The organism is Microcoleus sp. AR_TQ3_B6 (assembly GCF_036702785.1).
In the GTDB taxonomy this organism is placed as follows: Bacteria; Cyanobacteriota; Cyanobacteriia; order Cyanobacteriales; family Microcoleaceae; genus Microcoleus.
In genome coordinates this window covers 215,207-241,636 of record NZ_JAUBVJ010000002.1, presented here as the reverse complement: position 1 = coordinate 241,636, position 26,430 = coordinate 215,207, and the positions used below count along the sequence as shown (strand labels likewise).

The 26,430-nt window shown below is 45.5% G+C and carries 21 protein-coding genes; 9 read left to right on the top strand and 12 right to left on the bottom strand.

The features are described from left to right. Positions 1–109 precede the first annotated feature (109 nt). The 4 genes from QUB56_RS02230 to QUB56_RS02215 form a co-directional block, all read right to left on the bottom strand. The gene (locus QUB56_RS02230; RefSeq protein ID WP_332952758.1) at positions 110–1,657 is read right to left on the bottom strand and encodes a leucine-rich repeat domain-containing protein; all 1,548 of its coding nucleotides are present in this window, start codon (positions 1,655–1,657) and stop codon (positions 110–112) included. A 69-nt stretch (positions 1,658–1,726) separates the two neighbouring features. Beyond that, the gene (locus QUB56_RS02225) at positions 1,727–2,872 is read right to left on the bottom strand and encodes a leucine-rich repeat domain-containing protein (RefSeq protein ID WP_332952756.1); all 1,146 of its coding nucleotides are present in this window, start codon (positions 2,870–2,872) and stop codon (positions 1,727–1,729) included. Positions 2,873–2,965: 93 nt separating this feature from the next. After that, positions 2,966–5,062, bottom strand: coding sequence for an SPFH domain-containing protein (locus QUB56_RS02220; protein ID WP_332952755.1), 2,097 nt, complete (start codon positions 5,060–5,062; stop codon positions 2,966–2,968). Between the two features lie 401 nt (positions 5,063–5,463). Next, entirely contained in the window at positions 5,464–6,540 is a 1,077-nt protein-coding gene (locus tag QUB56_RS02215) for a DUF2207 domain-containing protein (RefSeq protein ID WP_332952753.1), read from the bottom strand. 153 nt (positions 6,541–6,693) lie between these two features. Here QUB56_RS02215 and QUB56_RS02210 point away from each other — a divergent pair, with 153 nt between their 5' ends. Next, the gene (locus tag QUB56_RS02210; RefSeq protein ID WP_332952751.1) at positions 6,694–7,428 is read left to right on the top strand and encodes an IS1 family transposase; all 735 of its coding nucleotides are present in this window, start codon (positions 6,694–6,696) and stop codon (positions 7,426–7,428) included. A 39-nt stretch (positions 7,429–7,467) separates the two neighbouring features. Here QUB56_RS02210 and QUB56_RS02205 read toward each other — a convergent pair whose 3' ends face one another. Next, positions 7,468–7,941, bottom strand: coding sequence for a transposase (locus QUB56_RS02205; RefSeq protein ID WP_332952749.1), 474 nt, complete (start codon positions 7,939–7,941; stop codon positions 7,468–7,470). Positions 7,942–8,186: 245 nt separating this feature from the next. Here QUB56_RS02205 and QUB56_RS02200 point away from each other — a divergent pair, with 245 nt between their 5' ends. The 4 genes from QUB56_RS02200 to QUB56_RS02185 all read left to right on the top strand — a co-directional run bounded on the left by QUB56_RS02200 (position 8,187) and on the right by QUB56_RS02185 (position 13,480). After that, positions 8,187–10,091: a serine/threonine-protein kinase gene (locus tag QUB56_RS02200; RefSeq protein WP_332952748.1), complete on the top strand. Its 1,905-nt coding sequence runs from the start codon at positions 8,187–8,189 to the stop codon at positions 10,089–10,091. Positions 10,092–10,171: 80 nt separating this feature from the next. Continuing rightward, positions 10,172–10,441: a hypothetical protein gene (locus QUB56_RS02195; protein WP_332952746.1), complete on the top strand. Its 270-nt coding sequence runs from the start codon at positions 10,172–10,174 to the stop codon at positions 10,439–10,441. A gap of 712 nt (positions 10,442–11,153) precedes the next feature. Beyond that, complete coding sequence (locus QUB56_RS02190) at positions 11,154–12,500, top strand: EAL domain-containing response regulator (RefSeq protein ID WP_332952745.1); 1,347 nt, start codon at positions 11,154–11,156, stop codon at positions 12,498–12,500. 314 nt (positions 12,501–12,814) lie between these two features. Beyond that, positions 12,815–13,480, top strand: a complete 666-nt coding sequence (locus tag QUB56_RS02185; protein WP_332952795.1) for a response regulator — start codon at positions 12,815–12,817, stop codon at positions 13,478–13,480. A gap of 331 nt (positions 13,481–13,811) precedes the next feature. Here QUB56_RS02185 and QUB56_RS02180 read toward each other — a convergent pair whose 3' ends face one another. Both QUB56_RS02180 and QUB56_RS02175 read right to left on the bottom strand, forming a co-directional pair. Further along, complete coding sequence (locus QUB56_RS02180) at positions 13,812–14,528, bottom strand: pentapeptide repeat-containing protein (RefSeq protein ID WP_332952743.1); 717 nt, start codon at positions 14,526–14,528, stop codon at positions 13,812–13,814. A 191-nt stretch (positions 14,529–14,719) separates the two neighbouring features. After that, positions 14,720–15,919 (bottom strand): phosphoglycerate kinase, encoded by a 1,200-nt coding sequence (locus tag QUB56_RS02175; RefSeq protein WP_332952741.1) that lies wholly within the window; start codon positions 15,917–15,919, stop codon positions 14,720–14,722. 184 nt (positions 15,920–16,103) lie between these two features. On the opposite strand from QUB56_RS02175, the gene QUB56_RS02170 reads away from it, so the two are divergent. Beyond that, positions 16,104–16,517, top strand: a complete 414-nt coding sequence (locus tag QUB56_RS02170) for a universal stress protein (RefSeq protein ID WP_332952740.1) — start codon at positions 16,104–16,106, stop codon at positions 16,515–16,517. A 224-nt stretch (positions 16,518–16,741) separates the two neighbouring features. Next, positions 16,742–17,596 carry a ribosome biogenesis GTPase YlqF gene (gene ylqF / locus QUB56_RS02165; RefSeq protein ID WP_332952739.1) on the top strand — a complete coding sequence of 285 codons (855 nt, stop codon included), beginning with the start codon at positions 16,742–16,744 and terminating at the stop codon, positions 17,594–17,596. A 19-nt stretch (positions 17,597–17,615) separates the two neighbouring features. On the opposite strand, the gene QUB56_RS02160 is transcribed toward ylqF, so the two are convergent. Continuing rightward, positions 17,616–18,431, bottom strand: coding sequence for an MOSC N-terminal beta barrel domain-containing protein (locus QUB56_RS02160; RefSeq protein WP_332952738.1), 816 nt, complete (start codon positions 18,429–18,431; stop codon positions 17,616–17,618). Between the two features lie 989 nt (positions 18,432–19,420). On the opposite strand from QUB56_RS02160, the gene QUB56_RS02155 reads away from it, so the two are divergent. Then, on the top strand, positions 19,421–20,131 hold the full coding sequence (locus QUB56_RS02155; RefSeq protein ID WP_332952736.1) for a carbonic anhydrase: 711 nt from the start codon (positions 19,421–19,423) through the stop codon (positions 20,129–20,131). A 125-nt stretch (positions 20,132–20,256) separates the two neighbouring features. Here QUB56_RS02155 and QUB56_RS02150 read toward each other — a convergent pair whose 3' ends face one another. Then, positions 20,257–21,444: a tetratricopeptide repeat protein gene (locus QUB56_RS02150; protein WP_332952734.1), complete on the bottom strand. Its 1,188-nt coding sequence runs from the start codon at positions 21,442–21,444 to the stop codon at positions 20,257–20,259. Positions 21,445–21,742: 298 nt separating this feature from the next. On the opposite strand from QUB56_RS02150, the gene QUB56_RS02145 reads away from it, so the two are divergent. Then, a complete protein-coding gene (locus QUB56_RS02145) occupies positions 21,743–22,012 on the top strand; it encodes a GlsB/YeaQ/YmgE family stress response membrane protein (RefSeq protein ID WP_332952733.1) in 270 nt (89 codons plus the stop codon). A gap of 232 nt (positions 22,013–22,244) precedes the next feature. Here the strand turns inward: QUB56_RS02145 and sppA are convergent, their stop codons facing one another. The 3 genes from sppA to QUB56_RS02130 all read right to left on the bottom strand — a co-directional run bounded on the left by sppA (position 22,245) and on the right by QUB56_RS02130 (position 26,412). Continuing rightward, entirely contained in the window at positions 22,245–24,062 is a 1,818-nt protein-coding gene (sppA, locus tag QUB56_RS02140) for a signal peptide peptidase SppA (protein ID WP_332952732.1), read from the bottom strand. A 373-nt stretch (positions 24,063–24,435) separates the two neighbouring features. Further along, positions 24,436–25,485 (bottom strand): type 2 isopentenyl-diphosphate Delta-isomerase, encoded by a 1,050-nt coding sequence (fni, locus tag QUB56_RS02135; protein ID WP_332952731.1) that lies wholly within the window; start codon positions 25,483–25,485, stop codon positions 24,436–24,438. 243 nt (positions 25,486–25,728) lie between these two features. Then, complete coding sequence (locus QUB56_RS02130) at positions 25,729–26,412, bottom strand: SDR family NAD(P)-dependent oxidoreductase (protein WP_332952730.1); 684 nt, start codon at positions 26,410–26,412, stop codon at positions 25,729–25,731. Positions 26,413–26,430: the final 18 nt, after the last annotated feature.

Genomic DNA, 26,430 nt, shown 5'->3' with positions numbered 1-26,430 from the left:
AATTCACTAATTAAGTTCATAAAAGTCATATTTGTATTTTTAGGGTCGGCAGGATGCCCAGTCCACAGGAGTTTCATCAAAACTGGCTGTTTGGCTGAACAGTCAATTTTTAGAATACAAAGGGTGTTTCCCAATCACAGATAGACTCTGGCTGGAGAGGGCAAGTTTTGGGTTCGATCGGATTTCCGCTGAGGTTCAGTACATCCAGGCTAGTCAAGGATTGTAACGGTTTGGTGTCAGTAATTTGATTGTCGTTGAGGAACATCCAAGTCAGTTTAGTCAAAGATTGCAAGGGCTTGATATCCGTGATTTTATTGTTGTTGAGCAAAAGCGCATTCAGATTAGTTAATGATTGCAATGGCGTAATGTCGATAATTTTATTGTTGTTGAGTTCGAGTTCGGTCAGCTTAGTCAAGGATTGTAATGGTTGGATGTCGCTGATTTGATTTGTGCCGAGGTTGAGTTCAGTCAGGTTAGTTAAAGATTGCAATGGTTTAATGTCGCTGATTTGGTTGTATCTAAGGTCGAGAACGGTCAGTTTAGTCAAGGATTGCAATGAGGAGATGTCGCTGATTTTATTGTTGCTCAAGTAGAGATTCGTCAGGTTAATCAAAGATTGCAACGGTTTTAGGTCGCTGATTTGATTGTCGAATAGACCGAGCGAAGTCAGGTTAGTTAAAGATTGCAAGGGTGTGATGTCGCTGATTTGATTACCGCTGAGCTCGAGTTCTGTGAGGCTCGAAAGTATCTGATTAGCCGCATCGCACTCATCAATGTCTGCTTGCTTCAACAGCACCTCAATAGTATGTTGAGCTTCTGGACTTAAAGAAGATTTTTCGCGACACAAATCACCAAATGTTCGTCCATTATATTCTGGTTGCTTTTGGGCGACTGACGGGGAAGGTTCATTCGTAGATAATCTTAGGAGGGGAACCGCATTTCCCCTGAGGTTGACCTCAGACAAGTTAGTCAAAGATTTTAAGGGTTGGATATCGCTGATTTGATTTTTGCTGAGGTCGATCAGAGTTAGGTTAGTCAAAGATTGCAATGGTTTGATGTCACTAATTTGATTGTTTTCAAGGTCTAGCAGACTCAGATTAGTCAAGAATTGTAATGGTTTGATGTCTCTAATTTTATTATTGCCCAAGAAGAGCACCATCAGGTTAGTCAAGGATTGCAATGGTTTGATTTCACTGATTTGATTGAGGTTGAGGGCAAGCACAGTCAGGTTAGTCAAGGATTGTAATGGTTTGATATCGGTAACTTGATTAGCGCTGAGGTAGAGATCTGTCAGGTTGGTCAAGAATTGCAACGATTGAATGTCGCTGATTTTATTGGCGGCGAGATTGAGCGCAGTCAGTTTAGTCAAGGATTGCAATGGTTTGATGTCGCTGATTTCATTTTCGCGGAGGTCGAGTTCCGTGATACTGGAAAGTCTTTGATTAGCTGCATCGCACTCTGTAGTCTCAGCTTGCTTCAACAGCACCTCAATAGTATGTTGAGTTTCTGGACTTAAAGAAGCTTTTTCGCGACACAAATCACCAAATGTTTTGTTTGCGGGTTGCGTTTCTGCTGCTAAAACTGAAAGTCCATTTCCCGATAATGCTAGGATGATGAGCGTACTACAAGTAACTGCGATCGACTTTTGTAAATTCATGTGTTTTTCTCCAACTATAAATGTCATATTTTTGTCGCTCTAACTTTCAGAAATGCCAACTTTTCGGATTTAAGGATAATTTAAGGGCTCCCAATTACATATCCCTTCCTGAAGAGGACAAGTTTTGGAAGACATCGGATTTCCGCTGAAGTAGAGATAACGAAGCTTAGTCAAAGATTGCAGGGGTTTGATATCGGTGATTTGATTTTTTTCTAGCTTGAGTGACATTAGGCTAGTTAAAGATTGTAATGGTTTAATATCGCTAATTTTATTGTTACTCATGAACAGATTAATTAGCTTGGTCAAGGATTGTAATGGTTGGATATCGCTGATTTGATTGTTTTCCAGGTCAAGGGTGAATACCTTGGTCAAGGATTGCAATGGTTTAAGATCGCTGATTTGATTGTTGTCTAGGTAAATTTCTGTCAAATTGGTTAAGGATTGCAATGATTGGATATCGCTGATTTTATTGCTACTGAGGGTAAGATTAGTCAGTTGGCTCAAGGATTGCAATGGTTTGATATCACTGATTTGATTATTTCTGAGGGTAAGATTAGTCAGCTTAATCAAGGATTGCAATGATTGGATGTCGCTGATTTTATTGTCACTGAGTACGAGATTAGTCAGGTTAGTCAAAGATTGCAATGATTTTATGTCGTTGATTTGATTGTTGCTTAGGTTGAGCTTAGTCAGTTTTGTCAAAGATTGTAAGGGTTTGATATCGCTGATTTTATTGGTATCTAGGTTAATTTGAGTCAGGTTAGCGAAGGATTGTAAGGCTTGAATGTCGCTGATTTGATTGTTTTGGAGTTCTAGCCGAACCATTCTAGTCAAGGATTGCAATGGTTTGATATCGGCGATCTGATTGTCGCTAAGGTCGAGCCAAGTCAGTCTAGTCAAGGATTGTAATGGTTTGACATCGGTGATTTCATTGCTACTGAGGACGAGATACGCAAAACTCGAAAGTTTCTGATTAGCTGCGTCACATTCAACAGTCCCTGCTTTTTCCAAAAGTGCTTCAACAGTATGTCTAGTTTCTGGATTCAAAGAAGCATACTCGCGACACCAATCACCAAATGTTTTGTTTGCGCTTTGCGTTTCTGCTGCTAAAACTGAAAGTCCATTTCCAGATGGTTCTAGACCGATCGCACTAAAAGCAACTACCACCATCAACATTGACAAATTCACGTATTTGTGTATAACCATAAACGTCATAATTTTGCACCTCTAATTCTCTGAACAGTAAAATCTTAGACAAAAAGCTTTAATAGAGAACAACATTCCTCTCTACAAACTGCACAAATCAACTCAAATATCGTCAAGAAAATCACCAAATTCCCAGTCAGTATCAATTTCATCAACAGCCACAGAATGAGCAACCGGTGAATGATTAGGAGACTCCGGCGACTCCACCGAATGTACTTTTGCTACTGGTGATTCGGCCACAGGTTCCACAACAACAGACTTAGATTTTTTGACATTAATTACAGGTGAATGTACTCCATTTTCTCCATTCTTACTGGTTTCATTCCGCAGCAACATTGCCATCAAACCGTCCAGCAAACCCCCACTACCGCCGTTACCGTTCACTGCGACATCGGGAACAACGCGAACGCTACCATCCGAAACCGCTTGCATCAGTTGCAACAGTGTGTAACTCTGCGTACCCAAAGCGTTGACACCAACTTGATAAGCATCAGCTTTTGCTTGTCCCATCAGCCGAATCCCTTCTGCTTCACCGCTAGCGTGTTCGATCGCAGCAGTTGCACTCAGTTGGGCAATTTTCACCCCTTGTTCTGCCGCCACCACCTGATTTTGAATGTTGGCGATCGCAGTTGCGCGCACCAATTCTTGACGCTGCGACTCTGAAATGCGCTGTACGTCGTAAGTTTTTTCTTGTTCCTGAGCAATTTTGCGATCGGTCAATGTTTGCATCAACTCTGGTGGTGGCGAAATCAAACCGATCAGCGTGTCCACAGCTTGCACGTCGTAGGCCCGCAGGGCTTGACGAACGTGTTCTGCAGCCTCTGCTTGGCGCTCGCTGCGCGCGATCAGGAAATCGAGTATTGTATATTCTTGAGAGGAATTGCGAAAATAATTGCCCACAATTGGACGCAGCACTTGGTCGATTAGATTTTGCATGGAACCTTGCCGCGAAATCACTCTCGGTGCATCCAAAGTACCGACATGAATAATCTGAAAAACTTCTAACTCAAACGTAAATCCGTCAAAAGAAAGCAATTTCAGAGCACTTAATTTGGAGTCGTAGCCGTGTTCTCCACTGAACCGCGATGTGAAGTTTAAAACAACATCGGTAGTAGGAACAAGTTCTACCTTCATCACTTTTGTATTGATCGGATGTTTGCCTGGATAAAGCGGTTCTACCCACACACCTTTATCGCCTTTGTTGACGAGATTGCCGTGGGTAAAAGCCACGCCGCTTACATCTTGGTGCGATTTTCCCACATAGGAAATTACTACGCCTACATAGCCGATCGGTACTTCCGTCATTTTTACCTGTTCTACTTGCACAAACCAGGGGTTCAGGTTCCAAGAACCAGATAGAATCACCTGTTCTTGCAAGCCCCTGCGCCCGCCACCCTTGATGAAAGATTGCGCTTTTTGGAAATTGTCGTGACCGGGAATTATCGGCCCGGCAATTTCACCTTCATCAATCGGAACGCCGTCTAGCACGTTCGCAATTCCCACGCGATCTGGAGCAAGTTTGTATAGTTGAAGTTGCGACGGCTGCATACCCTTTGCAGAGGCATTGGCAGAAGTAATCACCTCAAATACAGCGGTATTGATCCGATAAGTACCAGTGGTGATTATAGCTAGTTGCCGTCCTTTTTCTCCACCGCCTGTGAGAAACTTGCGGGCATTTTGAAAATTGTCGCAATCGACGACTTTGCCTAAAATGCGATCGGGAGGAATCGTGGCTCCGTCATTGGCAATAATTAAACCAATTTCATCTTGAGGAACCACAACAACTGGTTCTTTGCGAATGCTATATTGCCAGGGAAAATAACCAAAATGCCAGCCGGGAGCAAGGGTATCAGCTTGCAAACCTCCTTCGCCCTCGAGAGCAATTAATCTACTGGATGGCAATTTTTTGCTGGAGAATTTCTTAGTAACAATTCCCACTTCTCGTTCGCCGATCGCAATTAATCCCAAAGTCCAGCCAATCTTGGGTAGAAAGATGAAAACTAACAACATTGCTCCTACGGGATAGATCCAAATCGGAATGCTAAATCCTTCTGCTTGGGGTGGTTGAACTTCCTGGGCTTGCGGCGGCGGATTGCTTTGAGCGGAAGTTGGCGGGGCAAAAGCGCCTGCTGCTGCGATCGCGGTTGCGAAAGATACTGCTAATGGTAAAAGTTTGCGAAGCCAATGTGATTTAGTCATAGTTTTTAATCTGCTTTTAGCTAAAATTTACAGAAAACTTGTTAACTACAATCAGTATTCAAGAGAGTTATTTTAAAGTCAACTCATTAAATTCATTAATTAAGTTCATAAAAGTCATATTTATAAGAGGGTTTGTCATAAAGTGCGATCGTTTCATCTCAAAATGAGTGACTAAAATTTCCATCCAATATTTAAAAGCGCTCGTACAATCTGTAAGAAAGTACGATCGCCCCTTATTCCAATCCTGCCCGCTAAACTAACGAAAATACGAAAATTATCAACAAGAGTCCTGGACGCGCGGGTGCTCTGAAACCGGGTTTTTTTCGACAATACTTCGTTACAACCCACAGATTAAGTAAAAACCCGGTTTCTTTGGCTATGATGCGTAAGTCCAGTTGATATTAACCGCCACCACCGCCACCACCGCCACCACCGCCACCACCACCGCCGCCACCACCACCGCCACCGCCACCGCCACCGCCACCGCCACCGCCATCACTGTTATCGCTCAAGATTGGCATTACTTCTTCATACTTGTGACGGTAAGAGCAGTTTCGACAGTTGCAGGTAACTTCCTGCTTTCCTGCACTGGTATATGTAGGCTTCAACAAAACTTTATAAGTCCGTTTGAGCTTGAGTGTTTGGCACTGAGGGCAGCTTCGAGTCTTGATTTCATTGGTTGTCATTAACACAATCACTAAAATGGGAACAGACACCCAAAGAAGCCACATAAAGAAAATTCCAAAAGGCTCAGAGTCAAAAAAGACTTGTTCCTCCGAAGAAGATTGAGATTGATTGCCAATTTGTTGCCAGCGAGGTTGAGGTACATTGAGAATTTGCTGGGGAAATGCAATCTGCACTTCTAATTCTTGCTGCGGTTGAACAGGCTGACTTGCCACAAATTCAAATGTTTTAGGATCTACTTGACGAGGAACTGCTGGCGTACCAAAATTCCTAAAAAATAGAACTTTACCTGACAAAGCTTCTGGTAATTTTACTCTAACTTTTGCGCCATTAATCGGGGCTTTGCGACCTGATGAAATGGCTTTCCAATAAACTTGAGTATCCTGACCATCTAGTTGCAATCCACCTACAACTCGATATTTGATAACAAAAGTATGTGATTCTGGCGCTTTTAATTGATGTTGCCAGCGAATCCAAAGTTGATTGTTTTCATCAGTTCCAGTGCTACTAGGAATTATTTGATTATTTTCGGCAACAGTCACATCTTTGATTTCATCGACCTTATCCAAAGGAATGTAGCGATATCGTTCAGTGTTGTAGTCGGCTGTGAATACATATTTTTGCGTTTCGGTGACTAACATATCTCCGTTAGTCTGAACGTCGATTAGGACGTTGATGTTATCCCAGTAGAATGGTAGTGGTTGGGCCGCTGCATGAGTCACTGTTACCAACAATAGGCTTAATGAAGCCATTAACAAAAAAACTATTTTTTTGATGAGTCGTTTATTTATCATAGGATTTCCACAAGATAAGTGTTGACTACAATAATTCAACAGGTTTCTTGTGAAGTCAATTCATTAAATTCATTAATTATGGGTAGTGCTTTTTTGTAAAGGGCGGAGAAAAATAGTAAAATAGAGCGACGATCGTGAAAGAGGAATGATGGAATGAAATTGGATTTAAGTTGCCCAACGTGTGGATCTGACGACATCATGAAAAATGGGAGAACGCGCAGAGGGAAACAAAATCATAAATGTCGAGACTGTGGAAGACAGTTTGTGGAAGATCCACAGTGGAAACAAAAAGACAAAAACACCATCGGATTGGTAAAATTATTGTTACTGGAAAAAATCCCATTAGCCGGAATAGTAAGAGCAGTAGGTGTGTCAGCAAGCTGGCTCCAAAATTATGTCAACAAATATTATCAACAGGTAGAGCAGCAAGCAGAAGTAGTGCCAAAAGAAAAAGGGAAGCTGACGGTTCAAATGGACGAGTTGTGGTCATTTGTGGACAATAAAGGGAACAAGCAATGGGTCTGGCTCGCAATAGATGCTCGAACCAGAGAAATCATCGGATGTAAAATCGGAGACCGTTCGCGGACATCAGCCAAACAACTTTGGGATTCATTACCAGGGGTATATAAGCAATGCGCCAAGGTGTATACGGATATGTGGGAAGCCTATGAAAAGGTAGTGCCAAGCAAAAGGCATTTTGCAGTAGGAAAGGAGACGGGATTAACGAGTTATATTGAAAGACTCAACAACACGTTAAGACAGAGAATATCAAGGTTAGTGAGAAAGACATTATCATTCTCAAAGAAGCTAGAGAATCATATCGGGGCAATTTGGAACTTCATCCACGAATACAACCAACAAATCAGAAAAAAAATGGGGATTGCATAATAAGATAGATTGTTTTCCTCTGTCCTTTACAAAAAAGCACTACCGTCGATGCAAGTTGATGGGAATCGCCCCAATCTTGGGCAGTTTAATGTGCAAATTCGTCACCGGATTCTCTTTAAATTGAGGAAACAGCAACGACTTAAACTGCCCATACTTCTTGAATCTGGGGAAGCCGAACCCTCTCTCCTGAAAATATTCCCACCCTCTATGCAACTGCTTAATAGCATGCGGTCGAACTTGAGAAGGAACCTCACTCAACTTGGGAAATTCTTTCTTAGCTTTCGGCAAGTTGTTAAGCTGTTGAATTTCGCCCGGGAACTTCAGCTCCGAAGAAATGATGTACTCTTTCTCCAGAGAGCATCTGTCAATCGGACACTTACGACTGTCACACCAATCTTTTATCTCTCGAAGTGCATAGTTAAATGCGCCTCGACAGATTTCCATCCACTCAATGAGTTGTTGCTCTTGAGCGGAGTCTGGATAGATTCGGTAGCGGTGTGTAAGTGTCAGCATTCTACAGTGTTTACTGGTGAGTAGTGTAGCGTTAAATGTTAATTTAAGGGACATCGAGTCCCATAAAATTAACTTGGGGGAGTCCATGTATCCCACATCAAATCAGAGATTATGGTGTGGGTCTTATAGCTCCCCCCAACCCCCACGAAAAGATAAACACTGACACACTATGTCAAGATTAATTCAGCGATCGCCCAAAACTCCCAGTCTCAGTCAAGCGTGAAAATCCGACGCAGCAAGTTCCCATGAACAATCCCATCTACCCCGGCATAACTCTCAACCATCACTACCGCATCGTCCGCGAATTGGGACACGGAGGCTTCGGACGCACCTACCTAGCTGAAGACGCCCACCGATTTAACGAACCCTGCGTTTTAAAAGAATTTGCGCCCCAAGTACAGGGAAGTTACGCTTTACAAAAATCCGAGGAACTGTTCGAGCGGGAAGCGGGAGTGCTCTACAAGCTGCAACACAATCAAATCCCGCGCTTCCGCGAACTCTTCCGCGTCAGTATCAGCGATCGAGGCTACCTATTTCTCGTCCAAGACTACGTGCCCGGTCAAACCTACCGCTTTCTGCTCGACGCCCGCAAGCGTCAGGGTTTGCGGTTTATAGAAGCAGAAATCAATCAACTGCTAATCCAGATTTTGCCCGTGCTCGAATACATTCACTCTCTAGGAGTGCTTCACCGCGACATCTCCCCGGACAACCTGATTCTGCGGCTGTCTGACGGAATGCCAGTGCTCATCGACTTCGGCGGAGTAAAACAAGTCGCCGCCACCGTAGAGTCTCTTTTCGCTGAGGCTAACGGCACTCCCGCCCCCGCGACTCGCATCGGCAAGCTCGGCTACGCTCCCGTCGAACAGATGCAGATGGGCATCGTCTCTCCCCAAAGCGATTTGTACGCCCTGGCGGCCACGGTTTTAGTGTTGCTGACGGGGAAGGAACCGCATCAGTTGCTCGACACCCAGACGCTGCATTGGAACTGGCGGGCGGAATGTTCTCTGTCTCCGAATTTGTCCCTGGTGCTGGATAAAATGCTTGCTCAACAGCCGAGCCAGCGTTACTCCTCGGCTCGCGAGGTAATGCTCGCTCTCTCGGGGAATCCGCCTTTACAGCCACCTTTGCCGCCACCCCCGGATTTTGGGCCCACGCAGCCGCCGGATCTCTCGCCTATACCCGTGCCCGCCCCCGTGCCAAAACTGCCGGGAACTCCGGTGCGAATTGCTGCTATTGGCAATCAGCAAAAGATGCCTGCTTGGAAAATGGTTTTGTTTGTGGTGGCGGTGCTCTCAAGTATGGGGGGAATTGGCTGGTTGGCAGGCAATTCTTTGTTAAATCTGCAATCAAAAGTCCAGAAAGGTTCCCAGCCTGCTAGCCCGAAGCAGCAGCAAGAAGATGCTTTGCAAGATCGCTTTGTAAAGCTCAAAATTGACGATCGATTCTATAGCGGTTACGTCAACCTTGTGGACGAGACTTTCTATGCCAAATACCCCGAATTGGGCGGACGATTGTTAAAAGAAGGCGATGACGATCGCCAATGGCGCGAAAGATGGCAGAAAATCGGCGACGAGTTGCTCGACAAGCTGGAAAACCTCAGCAGCGACGCTAGAGCGCGGTTGGGTACTTACGACACCACCGATCTCGATCGCTGGAAAACAGAGGTTAACAAGCTGAATTTGAGCAGTCGGGCTTTGTACGATTTGGCTGATGCTAGGTTCTTTTATTGGTTTCCCGAACAGCCGCGCGATCGCAATCTCATCGGGAAGCCGATCGGACAAATTTGGCAAGCAATTACCGCTGATGCCCTCACATCTTTGCAAGCTGGAGCAACTGTCGAAAGCGTTGAATTTGGCCGCCGATCGAACACCAAAAGCCTCACAGGCAATCTCAAACCCGGAGAAGGGAAAGCTTACATTGCCCGGTTCGCTCAAAATCAAACTTTGCGCGTGAATTTGCAAGCACCGCGCCAATCTACTCTACTCTCAATTTATACTCCTGGGCGGACAAAGGGCGCGCGAGCTTTGCTGGAAGATGCAGAAGGGCTTAGTTGGTCTGGATTGCTGGATGATGCTGGTTATTATGAATTCGTGGTAGTTTCTCAAGCATCTGAGCCGATCGCTTACCAGTTGAATCTGACGGCCGAATAACTGCTATTGACGCTCTCGAGCCACCCGAGCAATAATAAGGTAATACCGATCGGGTAAGTTATCCTGTTCAAACAAAGAATATGCTGAGATTCGCGATCGTAGCTTTAGTGACTTTTGGATTAGTATTGGTGACTGCACTAGGTTTACATCCGGCCAACGCGACAGTCAGCACTCCCCAATTTTATGCTTGGAACTTTGCCTCTGTAGGCAGTAGCGAGCTTGTTTGTAAAAAGACGGTGGTAGTTCCGCAAGACCAGATAATTCCGTCATCATCAATGCAGGCTGTCAGTATCACTTCTGCCATTGTAGATTCCAAGTTTTGCGCCAATTCCACTAAGCCTGTGAATTAAGGCACATCCTAGTATGATTTCCGGTTATACAACCATAATTAAGTTCTCCGTCTGTCGATTTTAGATTTTAGATTTTAGATTTTAGATTGGCTTCACAGATGAATCTGGCACCGCGAACAATAGTCTAAAATTTTGCTCTCTCCACCACTGTTGTCCTTCGCAAGTATCCGTTTTTGGGCAGGAGCAGGATGCAGCGTCCTGAGGCATCCATCGACAGAAAACAAAAGTCCTAAGTACAAAGACTGCCTAATTATGAGTAATTAACCGGACATCAAATAAGAAATTGCCTGATATCAAATCCCTTAGCATCGGAATAGTAAATTCGAGTTCACTGTTGACGGTTGACTGTTGACTGTTCACGGCGTCAACAGTCAACCGTCAACATCACGGACGGTGTAACCGGAAATGATATGAGTGATTAGCGCCACCGACGCAGTAACAGTGTTGGTGGCATCTTTTTATGAGAAACCACGCTTATTTTGTAATAAAAATTTATCAAACAAGTCTCGCGCCGCAGTTTTCGGCTCTTGAAAGATATCGAAATGTTCCCAATTTTGGCAGTTCTTCTATTGTGACTTAAGAACCGACGGGAAATATTCAGCCATTTGGCTAATCATTTATTGGCTAATTGGCCCAATTACTACTTCCCTAGTTTGAGTATGCTAGAGTTAGTCAGGTTCAGATATATAGTGCCATCTGTTATCTAATTATCATGCTCAAAATTTTGGTGATTGAAGACGACGAATTAATCCGGGAAACTCTTCTGCAACTCCTGGAATCTCACAACTACCGGGTCATTTCAGCCGAGAACGGTCGAGTTGGTGTGCAGATGGCACTTTCGGAGATACCTGATTTAATTTTGTGCGATGTGCAGATGCCGGAACTCGACGGTTATGACGTGTTGCGGACTCTGCGGCAAAACTCGCTAGCTGCAACAATTCCATTTATTTTCCTGACGGCTCAAAGTGAGAAAACCGATTTTCGTAGGGGGATGGAATTAGGGGCCGACGATTACCTGACAAAGCCGTTTACCAAGGCTGAATTGCTAGGAGCCATTGCTTCTCGCGTCTTGAAACGGCAAACTATTACTCAACCGCTGACAGTGGCGCTTCGCCAAGCAGAAGCCAGACTCAAAGATTTAGTTAACGACTCGACCAAGGTTACGAGCCTCTCTCCTGAAAAGTTTGCTCTCGAAGCTTTGCTGCGCCACGCTTTGGCACAAGGTGAGTTTCAGGTATATTATCAGCCGCAGGTGAATATTGCCAACGGCCAAGTTATCGGCGCGGAAGCTTTAGTGCGGTGGCAAAATCCCGATCGAGGTATAATTTCTCCCGGAGAATTTATTCCCTTAGCAGAAGAAACAGGTTTAATTATTCAGATTGGCGAGTGGGTACTGCTTTCAGCTTGCGCTCAAGCCGCGAGTTGGGTGGCGGCGGGGTTTTCGCCTTTTAGAATATCAGTAAATTTGTCTGCCCGGCAGTTGTCGGACCCGGAACTCAAAGCGCGAATCGTGCAAATATTGGAAACTACAGGCTTGGAGCCTGCTAATTTAGAATTAGAAATGACCGAAAGCGCTTTGGTGGAAAATGCGACAGTAGCAGGCGCTACTTTAAACGAACTTAAAGCTCTAGGAATTCGGATTGCTATTGACGACTTCGGCACCGGTTACGCTACTTTAGGATATCTCAAGCAATTTGCTTTTGACAGTTTAAAGATCGATCGAATTTTCGTCCGCAATGCCAACGAAGATACTCAAAATGCTGCGATTACTACAGCAGTAATTTTACTGGGTCACAGTTTGAGTATGACAGTAATTGCTGAGGGAGTGGAAACAGAAGCCGAACTAGATTTTTTGAAACAACATCAGTGCGATATCATGCAGGGATATCTGTTCAGCCGCCCCGAACCAGCACCGATAATTGAAAGTATGTTGATTGCCGACCCGCATTTGTTAGCGCAGCCCCCAGCAGCCGCACCTGCTCGCGTTGTCCCTTTTTTACCTGAGTCCGAACCCGAAAAATCTAAAAACCTTTCCATGTCTGGTCTAGGAATACTGTAAGTGTCACCAAAATTTCTGTATAATAGAAAAAAATTCTTTCTTTTACCTTCAATTTGCTGCAGAAAAGTTGACGTTATATCATAAAAAGTTGTAGCTTTTTTGGAGAGAGGAATAAAAGAAGGAAATTTTAGCCCAACATTCCTTAACTTCTTCCCATTTTATGCGATCGGCGCTCGTAATTGGACTATTTGAGGAATTGTGGCGTCTTGAAATTGCGAGCTTTTATCAACTTGCAGCCGGTAAACTCATTGAAGTTCCTACTTTGGGAGCCGCAGTTTCAAGAACTGTCCAACTGGATTTGGTGCGAGCCTCTCATGGAAAGAATATTAGTAGTTGACGACGAAGCAGACTGTCAAACAGTCTTAGCAATGTACTTGGAAAGTCAAGGATATCGGGTTGAATGCGCTAATTCAGGGGTTGAGGCGCTCTCGATTTTTGAAAATGCCCCCCCAGATTTGGTCATTTCAGATGTCATGATGCCGGAAATGGACGGGTTTGAGTTTTGTCGCCGTTTGCGCACTACCCGTTTGGGACAGTTGGTGCCGTTTATATTTTTGTCAGGTCAAGGCGAGATTGAGTCAAAAGTGGAAGGTCACTCGATCGGCGCTGACGATTATCTGGTAAAACCTTTTCAGTCTGAAGAAATCTTAGCTAAGGTGAAGGCGCAGTTAGAGCGCTCTCACCGCATTCACGCCGAGATTGTGCGATTGCTTCAAACTTCTACCGCTAGGGCGGGGGAGCCAAAAGCTATGGCAGTATTGCCAGCACCTGCACCTTTGCCTTTAACACCAGCCGAGGAAAGAGTTTTTTGGGAAGTTATTCAGGGTTATACTAACAAACAAATTAGCGATCGGCTGTTTATTAGCCCCCGGACTGTACAAGCTCATTTAGGCAGCATTTTCAATAAATTACAGCTAGAAAATCGAGCCCAGCTTGTGAGATTTGCCCTAGAAAAGGGATACAAACCACCGCAAACTTAGCTCAGCTCTTAACCTAGGGTGCGCACCCAGTCAGTCGATTTTAGATTTTAGATTTTAGATTTTAGATTTTAGATTTACTCCACAGATTAATCTTGGAGCTTGAACTAAGGTCTAAAATTTTTATCTTTCCACGACAGTCGATTTGAGATTTGAGATTTGAGATTTACTCCAATTTTAGATTTACTCCACAGATTAATCTGGGGGCGTGAACTAGGGTCAAAAATTTTTATGTTTCCACGACAGAAGTCGGGGGCTTGTATCCGTTTTTGGGCGATGTCAAAAACTCCCGTAGCTGCCAAATTAATCGCGGCTGACGCACTCAGCAGGCAGATTATTCCAAATTCAAAACGCAATAAGGAAAATTAGTGATGACGCAAACCCCCGGTCCCAAATTCGTACCCCGCAAGTTGGCACGTTCCAAATCAGCCTGCCGCACGTTATTAGCTGCATCGATATTTGTACCGCTCAATTGAGCCTTAGGAAGCCTGGTATTTGAGAGAATAGCATTCTGCAAATTAGTATCGCGTATGTCAGCAAAAGACATATCCGCCCCGCTTAAATTGGCACGATTCAAATTAACTCTAAACAGCAGCGATCGCCTCAAATCGGCATTCGACAAATTAGCTTGCAGCAGATAAGCTTCGCCCAGATTCGCATTAAAAAGTTTAGCACCGCGCAAATCAGCATTGGTCAGATTCGCTCGCCCCAAAAAAGCATTAGACAAATCCGCATTCCGCAGATTAGCAGTGTCCAAGTCAGCACCGTACATCTCGGCGTTGACTAAATTAGCATTAGACAAATTAGAATCACTTAAATCCGCTTCCAACAAATTAGCTTCATAGAGATTTGCTCCGCTTAAATCAGCACCTCTTAAATTCGCTCTGTACAAGCTAGCCTTGAACAAATCAGCATTTCTCAAATCACAGCCCTCGCACTCTTTAGTTTCCAGCAATTGCCTAACATGATCTGGATTTTGAGCTTTAACGGGAGCTGCCAGCCCAAACAAAGCCAAACTTGCCGTTACAGTTGCCAAGAGTTTAAGTTTCACAAACAAACCTCACTGCTACTTCAAACAAATTATACTAGCAAACTGTAGACTTTAAACCGATATCCTACTCTCTTTTCTCTTGCTCTGCGTTCTCTGCGCCCTCTGCGGTAAATCTTCAAAAACATGATTCGCAGCCAAGGATTTAGACCTGCTTCCAGCAAGGCGGGCAAAGCCCGCCCTACTTAACTTAATTAAGCCTCATCCAAAGCCGCAACACCAGGCAATTCCTTACCTTCGAGCAGTTCCAAACTCGCACCGCCACCAGTGGAAATGTGGCTCATTTGTTCGCCTAAATTTAACTGTTCCACAGCCGCCACCGAGTCACCACCACCGATAATTGTGGTAGTACCAGTTTCAGTAAGTCCAGCCAAAGAACGAGCAATACCTTCAGTTCCCGCAGCAAACTTCTCCATCTCAAACACGCCCATCGGCCCGTTCCAGATTACAGTTTTGCAATCTGCCAAAGCATCTTGGAAAGTTTTTACTGAATCCGGGCCGATATCCAAACCCATCCAACCTTCCGGGATGCTTTCTACAGGAACAGTTTGAGTGTTAGCCTGCGCATCAAACTTATCAGCAACTACCACGTCAGTAGGTAACAGAAAAGTAACTCCCCGTTCCTTCGCCTTAGCTTCCAAGGACTTAGCCAATTCCAGCTTGTCATCTTCCACCAAAGACTTGCCAACGTTCAAGCCGCGAGCCTTGTAGAACGTGAAAACCATACCGCCGCCCAACAGTAGTTTGTCGCACTTTTCCAGCAGTTTTTCAATGACTCCAATCTTGCTAGAAACCTTAGAACCGCCGATAATAGCAGCCAAAGGACGCTGGGGATTGTCGATCGCACTGCCGAGATATTGCAGTTCCTTCTCCATCAAAAACCCAGCCACAGAAGGACTCAGATACTTAGTAACGCCCTCAGTAGAAGCGTGAGCCCGGTGAGCCGTACCAAAAGCATCATTAACATACAAATCGGCCACAGAAGCTAACTGCTTAGCAAATTCTGGGTCGTTTGCCTCCTCCTCAGGGTAGAAGCGCACATTTTCTAGCAAAAGCACATCGCCATCTTGCATCGCCGCGACTGTAGCAGCGACTTCATCGCCGATGCAGTCGTCAGTCTTTTTGACCTCTTTGCCCAACAATTCCGACAGCCGCACAGCAACGGGCGTTAAGCGCAACTTCTCCGTCACGCCCTTGGGGCGCCCGAAGTGGCTGCACAAAATGACCTTAGCACCCTTGGACGCTAAATCTTGAATTGTCGGCAGAGCAGCCCGGATGCGAGTATCATCGGTGATATTGCCGTTGTCGAGCGGCACGTTAAAGTCCGCCCGCACCAATACCCGTTTGCCCGATAAGTCCGATGCCGATAAATTTGCTACAGTTTTTTTGGTCACAGGATTAACCTCCTAATATGGGTGTTTTTGTCTAATTCCGTTGAAATGGCGGCACTGGTCACTTGCACTTGGGGCCTCGGACGCATTCAACCGCGTCCGTACAAAAAACGGAAGATGAAACAAACGGCACTGATTGGCTCAACGTAAACATTTTATCGGAGTCCGCGTCCGGGAGATGCGCACTATGTTCAAGACTGTCTTATTTCCTGTCGATCAAAGCCGAGAAGCCCGCGAAGCCGCGGAAAAGGTGATCAATATTGTGAAAACCTATGCTTCTCGTTTAGTTATTCTGTCGGTAGTCGAACCCCCAGCCGAGGAGGCCGACTCCCCGGCGCGAGAGGTGATGAGTTCCCCGGAAGCAGTCGCTAAACTGCTGTCTGAGGCCCAATCGATGTTTTCCCAGCAGGGAATCGAAGCTGAAATCATTGAGCGAGAAGGCAAACCGGCTTTCACGATTTGTGATGTGGCTGACGAAATTGGGGCCGATTTGATTGTGATGGGCTGTCGGGGGATGGGTTTAACCGATGATGGGGCGTCTGACAGCGTTACCAATCGGGTGATCAATCTGTCTCCTTGTTCAGTTTTGATTGTGCCTTAAGGAAGGAAGGAAGAAGGAAGAAGGAAGAAGGAAGAAGGAAGAAGGAAAACTCTTTCTTATTACTTATTTCTAGTAGTGTAAGTTAGATGCCCAACAGCTTACTTCTGCCATTTTCCTGATTCCCTCCTTCCTTCGTGCCCTTAAATCCGTTACACTCATCCGTTCCCTGATTATTTCTTGCTTCTTCCTTATTCCTTCTTCCTTATTCCTTCTTCCTTCCTATTATGAAAATTCAATGGTATCCCGGTCACATTGCCAAAGCTGAACGGGCATTAAAAGAACAGCTAAAGCGGGTAGATGTGGTTCTCGAAGTCCGAGATGCCCGCATTCCATTGGCTACTTACCACCCTCAAATGCCGAGTTGGGTGGGGGGGAAGGCGCGAGTATTGGTCATTAACCGCATGGATATGATTGCGCCTCGCGCGCGCGAGGCGTGGGAAACATGGTTTGAGGCCCAGGGGGAAACTGCCTATTTTACTAATGCCGAGCACGGTCAAGGAGTAGACGCTGTGGCGGATGCCGTGCAGAATGCTGGGGTGCAGCTAAATAAAAGAAGGTTCGATCGAGGTATGCTGCCCCGTCCAGTCCGTGCAGTGGTGATGGGCTTTCCAAATGTCGGAAAATCAGCTTTAATTAATCGGCTGTTAGGGCGGAGAGTGGTGGACAGTGCCCGCAGAGCTGGAGTAACTAAATCGCTCCGATGGATTCGCATTTCTGAGGAAATTGAATTATTAGACGCCCCCGGAGTCATCCCAACCCGAATTAACAATCAAGAAAATGCTATAAAATTAGCTATTTGCGAAGATATTGGCGAAGCAGCTTATGACAATCAGGTAGTAGCAGCAGCGATGGTAGATTTGCTCCAAGGGCTGGAGGCGGCTGATGACACGTTGATATCACTATCTGGTTTCAAATCCCGCTATAAATTAGATGCAGCCTCTAGTAATGGTGAAGATTATTTGCACGAGGTAGCAAAAGACAGGTATAAAGGAGATGTCGAACGAACGGCGCGGCAGATGTTAAACGATTTTAGAACGGGTGTGTTGGGTCAGCTTACTTTGGAGTTGCCGCCGACTTGATCGGACTCGTGCCATACAACTAATCAGGAAGGGTATTAAATAGGGATTTGCTGACGCCCAGAATTTGAACTTCATCTCCTATGTGTACAATTTTTTCTGCTGCTTGAGGTGGCACTCGCGTCTTAACTATCAGCCGACTAAAGTGATTAAAAGGCCCTCTCTTTACCAAGTCAGGCATGATTTGCTTCTGCTTGGCTGTTAGTATATTTTTTAAATTTGGATAAGTTTCTTGCGCTGCATAATTTCGCGTAGATAGGAGACACGGCTGACTGGGATTAATACCTTCAAATATTACAGTCCCTATTTTAAATCTGACGATTTCATCAGCTTGTGGGAAAAGTTGGTCTTCCCAAAAAGCAGGGACATCTCCTATTTCAATATTAGCTCGCAAGCGATGGCGCATCTCGTTAACGCAAACTCTCGGTAACCAAGATGCAACTTCGGCAATTGTTTCGGTACTGATAATGCTTGGCCCTGTTGCAGCGGTATCCTGGGGAAAACCTGTCAGCAAGTTTTCAATTAACTTGACGGGGAAACCGAAGTAGTTGCTCAACCAAGATTCTATTCGCGGGCGTTCTCTATCTACATGAAAAAAAAATTCTTGTTCGGTGTCTTGAATTTTCAGGCCGGCAATTCTCTTTTGGATATCAAATGATAAGCGCAGAAAATGAACTCCGCTGTTGCGCTTAGTGTTAACAAATTCTCCTGCTTCATCGCAGATTGCCAAAGAGCGATCGCCTTCTAGAGCTCCGCTGGCAAGAATAGTTGCTTGACTGACAGCTATGCCGTCTAGGGACTTGACCGGATAGATATGAATGCTGGCGACGTAAGACATTTCGATTTATTTATAAATAATTGTTGTTTTAGATAGATTCTAGCATCCTCTGCCGCCAGAAGGATGACCGCAGTTCGCTTTATCAAATAAAAAGGAGCCAGTTTTCTGAAGTTTAAATTTTGCCCGAGCTGCTTGTAAAGATAAAATAAAGAAGTCTGGCTGAGCTTCGGGTAGATATTATTCCATAAAATACAAACAATTGAACCGAGTTGCAAGCAGTCAATCGATTTTAGATTTTAGATTTTAGATTTTAGATTGACCCCACGGATAAATGCGGGGGCTTGAGGATTTTCGATTTGAGATTTTGGATTGATTCCACGGATAAATCACGTGGCGGGTACCACCTTTGAAATTCTTGGTCAACGACCCTGCTCTAAACATACGCTCGCTTAAGGGCTTTGATTTAAACCACAGTTGACAGTCATCCGTACCTGGGTACTGCGTTAACGCTAAGATTTTACAGACCTACTAAAAAGTACGAAGCTAGTTCCTCGACTCGCTTTATTTAGGATTAAACAGATTTATTGGGTTAAATCAGTGTTCTAAATATAGTACCGACTGTAAACTTTGGCGCAAGCTAGCATCACCCCTGTGAATTAGGCTCGAAAGAGCAAACATTATGCGTGAGCGGGTTGCTTCATTTTCCATGGTAATTGCCAAGAGTGAAAGTGCAGTCCATTGATTACACCGCATCTAGCAATCCCCGTATAATGGAAAGATTCACGGCGGTTGAAACCGCCCGGGCGATGCCCTGGCCTTCGACTACCCTCAGGAACCGCGTAGCCGAAGGGTCAATCGATTTTAGATTTGAGATTTGAGATTTTAGATTGACCCCACGGATAAATCCGGGGGCTTGAGGATTTTCGAAAATCGATTTGGGATTGATTCCACGGATAAATCACGTGGCGGGTACCACCTTTGAAATTCGCTTGTCATTTACCGGGCGGGCACTCTTTGACACCCTCGTTTCAAACTTACGGAGTTTTTTTATGACTGAAAGCGAAAGAACAGGCATGATTTCGCGGCGCAATTTAATGTTGAGGGCTGGTGCAGGGATTCTGGCGGCAAGCTTGGCACCTACGCTTTTACAAGCCCAAGACGCCAAGGCCGAGGCAATCTCTGGCATTTCTCCCAAGGGCGCTCTCAAGAAATTGATGGCGGGGAATCAACGCTACATTCAACAAAAGCGGACATTTCCCGACCAAGCTCGTGAGCGAGTTGTAGAAGTAGCAAACGGTCAACATCCGTTTGCAACCATCCTGGCTTGTTCTGATTCGCGGGTTACTCCCGAAATTATTTTCGACCAAGGATTGGGGGATTTATTTGATATCCGAGTAGCTGGAAATTTTCTCGACGATGTGGTTCTCGGTAATATGGAATATGCCGCACTAGAATTAGGCGTTCCGCTATTAGTAATTCTGGGTCACGAACGCTGCGGTGCTGTTAAAGCAGCTTTAGATGGCAAAGCTGTGCCTGGTCACATTAGCACTTTGGTGGCGGCGATTAAACCTGCAGTTGATGCGACAAAAAATCACGGGGGCGATGCCTGGGATAACGCAGTCCGAGCTAATGTGAAAATGAATGTAAATAAGTTAAAATCCTCGTCGCCTATTTTAGCTGCAGCCGTCAAAGCGCGCAAGCTTAAAGTTGTTGGTGCCCGCTACGATTTGGATAGTGGCAAAGTAGAAATAATTGCTTGATTTTGCGGGTAATTTTCAGAAGTTGTAAGGTAGTGCCAAGAGTGCCTACTCCTGGGGCATCGAGGGGCAACCATCGGGGATTGCCCCTACAAATTACTTGGTAATGAGAAAGTAGATATGCAAGTTTAGATTAAACCCATTTCTTGCAGTCCCCGGCGCAGGCGTTCTGCTTCAAATGGGCGGCGCTGTTCGTGAAGGGCGATCGCTCTTTTGAATTCTGCTAAACTTTCTGGCATTTTGCCAATTTTCAACAGCGCTACTGCCAAGTTTTGATGAGCTTCCGCGTGTTCTGGATTGATTTTAATGGCTTGTCGGTAATAGGCGATCGCATCTGCTAAATTTCCGGCTGCCTTCAGGGTAAGTCCCAAATTGTAGTGACCTGCTCCAAAATAGGGGTCAATTTTTAAAGCTGCTTTGTAAGCTTTTTCAGCAGATTTCAAATCTCCTTCATCTTTGAGCAAATTGCCCAAATTATTGTAAGCGCCCAACTTGAGCGCCGGGAGCACATCTGTATTAATTGCGGCTTGATAGTGTTCTTTTGCTTTAACAAATTGCTGCTGCTGGCTATAAGCAATTCCCAAATGATAGTTGAGTTCGTAAACAATAGCATCATCATTTTTGGCAGCAGTCAAGCCCCTGGTTAATAAATTAATTCCCCGACCAATTTGCCCGGTTTCTACATACAAAGCGCCTAATTTGCTACAAGCATAAGCATCGTTCGGATAATAAGCGAGATAGCGTTCCATTGCTGCTTGAGCTTTTTGGAATTTACCTTTGGCTGCGATCGCATCTTTTTGATAACCAGAGTGCCAAATCGCCACATCGGGGAGAGAAGCTATTTTCCATTTTGGTTCCCTGTGCAAAATCTCCGCCACGCTGTCGTCTACCATGGCGTGGTAAGGGCGAGAAAAGCGGATATCGAGGCGATTGCGAAACAAGCGCGACACTAGGGAATAGGGAGATTGAGAGGCACCGATTTCTTGACGGATGAGATTGATGAGCAGCAGCCGATCGCTCTCAATTGCCTGCTTTATTTGAGGTACAATCTCCGGTACCAAAACCTCATCGGCATCCAATACCAAAATCCAGTCGCCCTGGGCGTGCTTGAGACACTCGTTGCGCGCCGCTGCGAAGTCGTCGCACCATTCAAAGTCATAAACCCTCGCCCCGAATTCTCGGGCAATTTCACGAGTGCGATCGCGCGAGCCCGTATCCACCACCACCATTTCGTCAACAACACCCTTAACGCTGTCCAAAGTCCGCGACAGTGTTGCCTCTTCATTCTTCACGATCGTGCACAGAGTCAGATTCATCGGGCGCCCACTTTCCTCATTTCACAGAATTATTGTAATTTTTTTACCAGTAAAACACACAAAGTCCCAGAAAAAATTCTCCTATTTCCCTTTAGCCTTGAGCATAAGTACCTTTCTTTCCTTGAAAAAATGGGTTAACTCTTTTGACAGATTAAGAAGCCTCAAACTCCGACGATTCATGAGAAATCCTACCACTTTCGGTTCCTCCTTACGGTAGAGGTAAGGGCCGGATCGCGGTTGTTATTCTAAGAACATAAGACAAGGCACTAAGAAAGTTAAGCATTCAGGAGAAAAAGAAATGGGAATTATTGCTTGGATCGTTTTAGGACTGATTGCCGGTGCGATCGCCAAAGCCATTTATCCGGGACACCAAGGTGGCGGTTTTCTGGCCACAACAGGCTTAGGAATTGTGGGCGCGTTAGTGGGAGGTTATCTAGGTCAAGTCTTGCTAGGGACGAGCGGGGGAGCTTCCTTCGGAGCATTGACTCTACCCAGCATAGCTTTTGCAGTCGTAGGTGCAGTCGTGGTACTTTTCATCTGGGGATTGTTAACTCAGCGTGCTGCATAACAATTATTGCCAATTTGGAGCCGATAGACTTTTAGGGTATTCAGAAACCCGGTTTCTTGAAGAAACCGGGTTTATCATTTGTTTGTAGGCCCAGGCAGCCTACTCATACCAAATCCGCCTTAAAAACCCGATCGGACTCGGCGGTTGAAACCGCTCAACAGTCAAACTTTCCTCCGAAGAGAGGGGGACTGAAGAATAAAGGGGTAAAAATCCCGGATTGGGTATCAATTCCTTAATCAATCCGCAAATTGAAAGGCAAGCGAACATAAATCCCCTGCGGGTCGTTCATCGACTTAATGGCAGCCAATTCCTCCTGCATTTTCTTCACTTCAGCAGTTAGCGGGTCGAGTTTGGTGGCTGGTTTCAAAACGCGGACGCCTGAAAGTCTTGCCAAAATTTGCTCCTCGAGACTGCGGCGTTTTGGATATTCTTCCAATTGCCAATCGTCGCCAAGTTTCGCTTGCTTCGCCGCCTCTGCGACAGCATCTTCAAGGCCGCCAATTTGATCGACTAAACCCAACTGTTTGGCGGCCGTACCAGACCACACCCTGCCTTGAGCAATTTCTTGTACCTTGTTTTTCGGCAGTTTGCGGGAGTCGGCGACTTTAGTAATAAATCGATCGTAAATGCGATCGACTATCCTCTGAATATTCGCCAATTCTTGAGGATTTTTCGGACGGGAAACCGTGTTAGTATCCGCAAAGCGGGCGGTTTTCACAACGTCCCAAGTCAGGCCGTTGTTAGCAGCCAACTTTTCGGCGTTGAACAGCATTCCAAAAACGCCGATTGAACCAGTAATCGTATTGGGTTCGGCAAAAATGCGGTTGGAACCCATCGAAATCCAATAGCCGCCGGATGCTGCTAAATTGCCCATCGAAACGATAACTGGTTTCTTTTTCCCAGTCAGCATAACTTCGCGCCCAATGACTTCGGCCGCCGTGGCGCTGCCTCCGGGACTGTTGACGCGCAAAACTACTGCTTTTACGTCGTCATCTTCTCGGATTTTCCGCATTTCTTGAGCGATGCGATCGCCTCCTACTTCAGTCGGGCCTCCTTGGCCGTCTACAATTTCTCCCTCGGCGTAAAGTAGAGCAATTTGGTTTTTGTTGTTAGCGCGAGTTGATTTCTTATCTTCAGCAATTCTCGCGTAGTTTTTCAAACTAATTTGCTTGAAAGATTTGTTTTCGCGATCGCTCCCTGTGAGTTTTTTAAGTTCCGTCGCAATTTCGTCAAAGTATACAACTTTATCAACTAACTTGCTTTTGAGAGCTTCGTCAGCCATCAAAATTCCGCCCTTATCTGCAACCGCTTGCAGTTGCCCAACGGTCACTTTGCGGTTTGGTCCGACAGTTGTCAGGTATTCTCCCCACATATCTCCGAGCAACTTTTGAGTTTGCTGGCGATTTTCGGGACTCATTTTTGTGAGCAAAAACGGCTCGACGGCTGACTTGTATTTGCCGACGCGAGTCACTTGCACTCCCAGGCCGTATTTCTCCAAAGCACCGGTGAAAAACATTGCCTGACTGCTAAAACCGTTGATTTCTAGAGATCCGTAAGGATTGACAGCAATTGTATTGGCAACTGAACCGAGGTAATAATCTCGCTCATTCCAGTCCATTTGGTAAGCAAAAATGGGTTTTTTGGCATCTCGGAAACGCTGTAATGCCGATCGAACTTCTTTGAGATTGGCAAACCCGCTGCTGCTCGAATCCGAGCTGCCTTCGAGATAAATGCCAACGATTTTCGGGTCTTTTTTCGCAGATTCGATCGTGTCTAAAACAGTCCGCAGCGTCACTGTATCCCCGCTATCGTCCGAAAGCACATCTTGAATCGCTGCGCTAGTGCTGCGGATTGGTTTGCTGTCAGTGATATTTAAAGAAAGGTCTAATACCAATACAGACTTATCTTTTACTTGCGGACCTGATTCTTTAGACGATGCCGCGACAGCAATTAGCAGTACCAGTCCCCCCAATCCGATGCTGCCCAGCAGCAACAATCCTAGGAAGGTTCCCAGCAAACTTGCACAGGTATATTTTAGGAAATCTTTCATTAGAGAATTGGTAATTTGTAATTAGTCATTAGTCATTAGTTATTAGTCATTAGTTATTAGTTATTAGTCATTAGTTATTAGTCATTAGTTATATCACATCCGGTTAGAGCGGAATGATACCGAGCGTGCAAGCCTCCCCGCACGCGAGCGAGACGCTCGCACTGCACTCGGCAAAATATTATTCCGATGCCACCGGAAACGATATTATTGGTCATTCGTGCAAGTAGGATGTAGCAATTATCCGCTGTCGTTAGTTATTAGCTAATGACTAATGACTGCTGACTAATGACTGTTGACTGCTGACTAATGACTGCTGACTAATGACTGTTGACTGTTGGCTAATGACTGCTGACTAATGACTGCTGACTCACTTTTATCTTAACCTTTCCAACACCCCAGAATGTTTTAACTCATCCAAGTTAGCGCAGCCCGTACAGAACATGACGGTGGCGATTTCTGCAATTAAAACCTCAGCTAGGAGGGCTGCTGCTGATTCCGATGCCGCAGCAGCTTGTAGAAACGGCCGCGCCAGTCCCGCAATATCCGCGCCAAGGGCTAGAGCCTTCGCTGCATCCAATCCGTTTTGCAAGCCTCCAGAGGCAATCAGGGGAACATCCGGCGCTACGGCGCGGGTGCTGACAATGCACTCGGCTGTCGGTATTCCCCAGTCGGCAAAGGTTGCGCCTAACCTGCGCTGCTTGCTATCTTTAGCTCGCTCTCCTTCTATTTTGGCCCAAGAAGTGCCTCCGGCTCCGGCAATGTCGATCGCAGCTACCCCGGCGGCGAGCAATTTCTTTGCCATGTTTCCTGAAATACCGTTGCCGACTTCTTTAGCAATAACTGGTATTGGTAATCGATCGCACAATTTGGCAATTTTATCTAGCAGTCCTTTAAAGTTAGTATCGCCTTCGGTTTGAATGCACTCTTGCAGGGGATTGAGGTGCAAAATTAGGGCATCTGCTTCGAGAATATCAATAATTTTTTGGCACTCTTCCAAACCGTAATTGTAGTTTAATTGAACCGCTCCGATATTGGCAAATAGCAGAATATCTGGAGCGCGGCGCCGGACGGCAAATGTAGGCGCCAGTTGAGGATTTTCTACGGCGATTCGCTGGGAACCGACTCCCATTGCCAGTTTGTATTCTTGAGCGACATCGGCGAGGCGATAATTGATTGTCTGGGCTAATTCTGTGCCACCGGTCATCGAGGAAATTAGCAGGGGAACGGCTAGTTTTTTGCCCAGGAATGTGGAGGTTAAATCGATTTCGGTGCGATCGAGTTCTGGCAAACAGCAGTGAGCAAAACGGTAGCGTTCTAGTCCGCTGGTAGTTTCGCGAAATTGTACGTCTTCTTCGAGGCAGATCCGCAGGTGGTCTGCTTTGCGGGTTTCGATTTGCGAGGGCGAGGTTAGCGGCGAGTTCACTGTGGCTATTTGGGGAAAGAGTTTTGAGTTGCGAATATAGCAATTTTATTTCATTTTTGAGATTTTTTATGAACCGCAGAGAGCGCTGAGGGCACAGAGGAGAAGAAAAGAGAGATGTTGGCAAATCCTGCAAGGGTTGCTATTTTAAGCTATCCCGCAGATAAGTTGTATTTTTCGGGCGGGTGCGACACCCCCCACAAGATTTTCATCCAACTTGACTATAAAATTTAGATGCGCCTCTGTTTATCCCGGAACACTTACCGGCATTCCGTTATCTGAAGGTTTTAAGTTCAGTAAAAAAGGAACTGCTTTTTGCACCCATGCTTTAGGCGACGGGTAATTTGCCGCATCTTCGCCGAAACAAATTTCCAGCATATCTGTGTGGATTATCCCCGGACTCAAAGGAACCGCTGCCATTCCTTCGGGCAATTCTTGAGCAAGCGATTGCGTAAGTCCTTCTATTGCCCACTTAGAAGCGCAATAGGGCGCGACTTCCGGCGAAGTTGACCTTCCCCACACAGAACTAAAGTTGACAATTATGCCGCTTTTTCGAGCAATCATTGCCGGGACAAAGTGGCGAATTACATTAGCTGTACCTTTAATATTAACATCAATTATCTGCGAAAATTCTTCGTTACTCACCTTCCACAGAGGCGCGAGATTGTTGGCTAAAGCTGCGTTATTAATCAGCAAATCTGGCGCCGAATAATTTGCCAGCACTTCTGTGGCCCAAGCTTTTACTTGCTTGTCGTTGGCGACATCCAAACAAGTAAAATGGTGGGGCGTACTATATTTTTGTTTGAGCTTTTCCACCCCTTCGGAAGAACGGGCGCATCCCAAAACTGTATGTCCCAATTCAATAAAGCTTTCGGTCATGGCAAGACCAAGACCGCGACTCACCCCGGTAATTACAATTAATTTTGTCATTAATTTGCTTAATTTTGA

Coding starts and splice junctions, on each gene's coding strand:
- QUB56_RS02225 (WP_332952756.1), bottom strand. CDS start 2,872: ATGACGTTTATGGTTATACACAAATACGTGAATTTGTCAATGTTGATG.
- ylqF (WP_332952739.1), top strand. CDS start 16,742: ATGAAAATTCAATGGTATCCCGGTCACATTGCCAAAGCTGAACGGGCA.
- QUB56_RS02210 (WP_332952751.1), top strand. CDS start 6,694: ATGAAATTGGATTTAAGTTGCCCAACGTGTGGATCTGACGACATCATG.
- QUB56_RS02130 (WP_332952730.1), bottom strand. CDS start 26,412: ATGACAAAATTAATTGTAATTACCGGGGTGAGTCGCGGTCTTGGTCTT.
- QUB56_RS02205 (WP_332952749.1), bottom strand. CDS start 7,941: ATGCTGACACTTACACACCGCTACCGAATCTATCCAGACTCCGCTCAA.
- QUB56_RS02160 (WP_332952738.1), bottom strand. CDS start 18,431: ATGTCTTACGTCGCCAGCATTCATATCTATCCGGTCAAGTCCCTAGAC.
- QUB56_RS02200 (WP_332952748.1), top strand. CDS start 8,187: ATGAACAATCCCATCTACCCCGGCATAACTCTCAACCATCACTACCGC.
- QUB56_RS02195 (WP_332952746.1), top strand. CDS start 10,172: ATGCTGAGATTCGCGATCGTAGCTTTAGTGACTTTTGGATTAGTATTG.
- QUB56_RS02190 (WP_332952745.1), top strand. CDS start 11,154: ATGCTCAAAATTTTGGTGATTGAAGACGACGAATTAATCCGGGAAACT.
- QUB56_RS02185 (WP_332952795.1), top strand. CDS start 12,815: ATGGAAAGAATATTAGTAGTTGACGACGAAGCAGACTGTCAAACAGTC.
- QUB56_RS02155 (WP_332952736.1), top strand. CDS start 19,421: ATGACTGAAAGCGAAAGAACAGGCATGATTTCGCGGCGCAATTTAATG.
- QUB56_RS02230 (WP_332952758.1), bottom strand. CDS start 1,657: ATGAATTTACAAAAGTCGATCGCAGTTACTTGTAGTACGCTCATCATC.
- sppA (WP_332952732.1), bottom strand. CDS start 24,062: ATGAAAGATTTCCTAAAATATACCTGTGCAAGTTTGCTGGGAACCTTC.
- QUB56_RS02215 (WP_332952753.1), bottom strand. CDS start 6,540: ATGATAAATAAACGACTCATCAAAAAAATAGTTTTTTTGTTAATGGCT.
- QUB56_RS02145 (WP_332952733.1), top strand. CDS start 21,743: ATGGGAATTATTGCTTGGATCGTTTTAGGACTGATTGCCGGTGCGATC.
- QUB56_RS02150 (WP_332952734.1), bottom strand. CDS start 21,444: ATGAATCTGACTCTGTGCACGATCGTGAAGAATGAAGAGGCAACACTG.
- QUB56_RS02170 (WP_332952740.1), top strand. CDS start 16,104: ATGTTCAAGACTGTCTTATTTCCTGTCGATCAAAGCCGAGAAGCCCGC.
- QUB56_RS02220 (WP_332952755.1), bottom strand. CDS start 5,062: ATGACTAAATCACATTGGCTTCGCAAACTTTTACCATTAGCAGTATCT.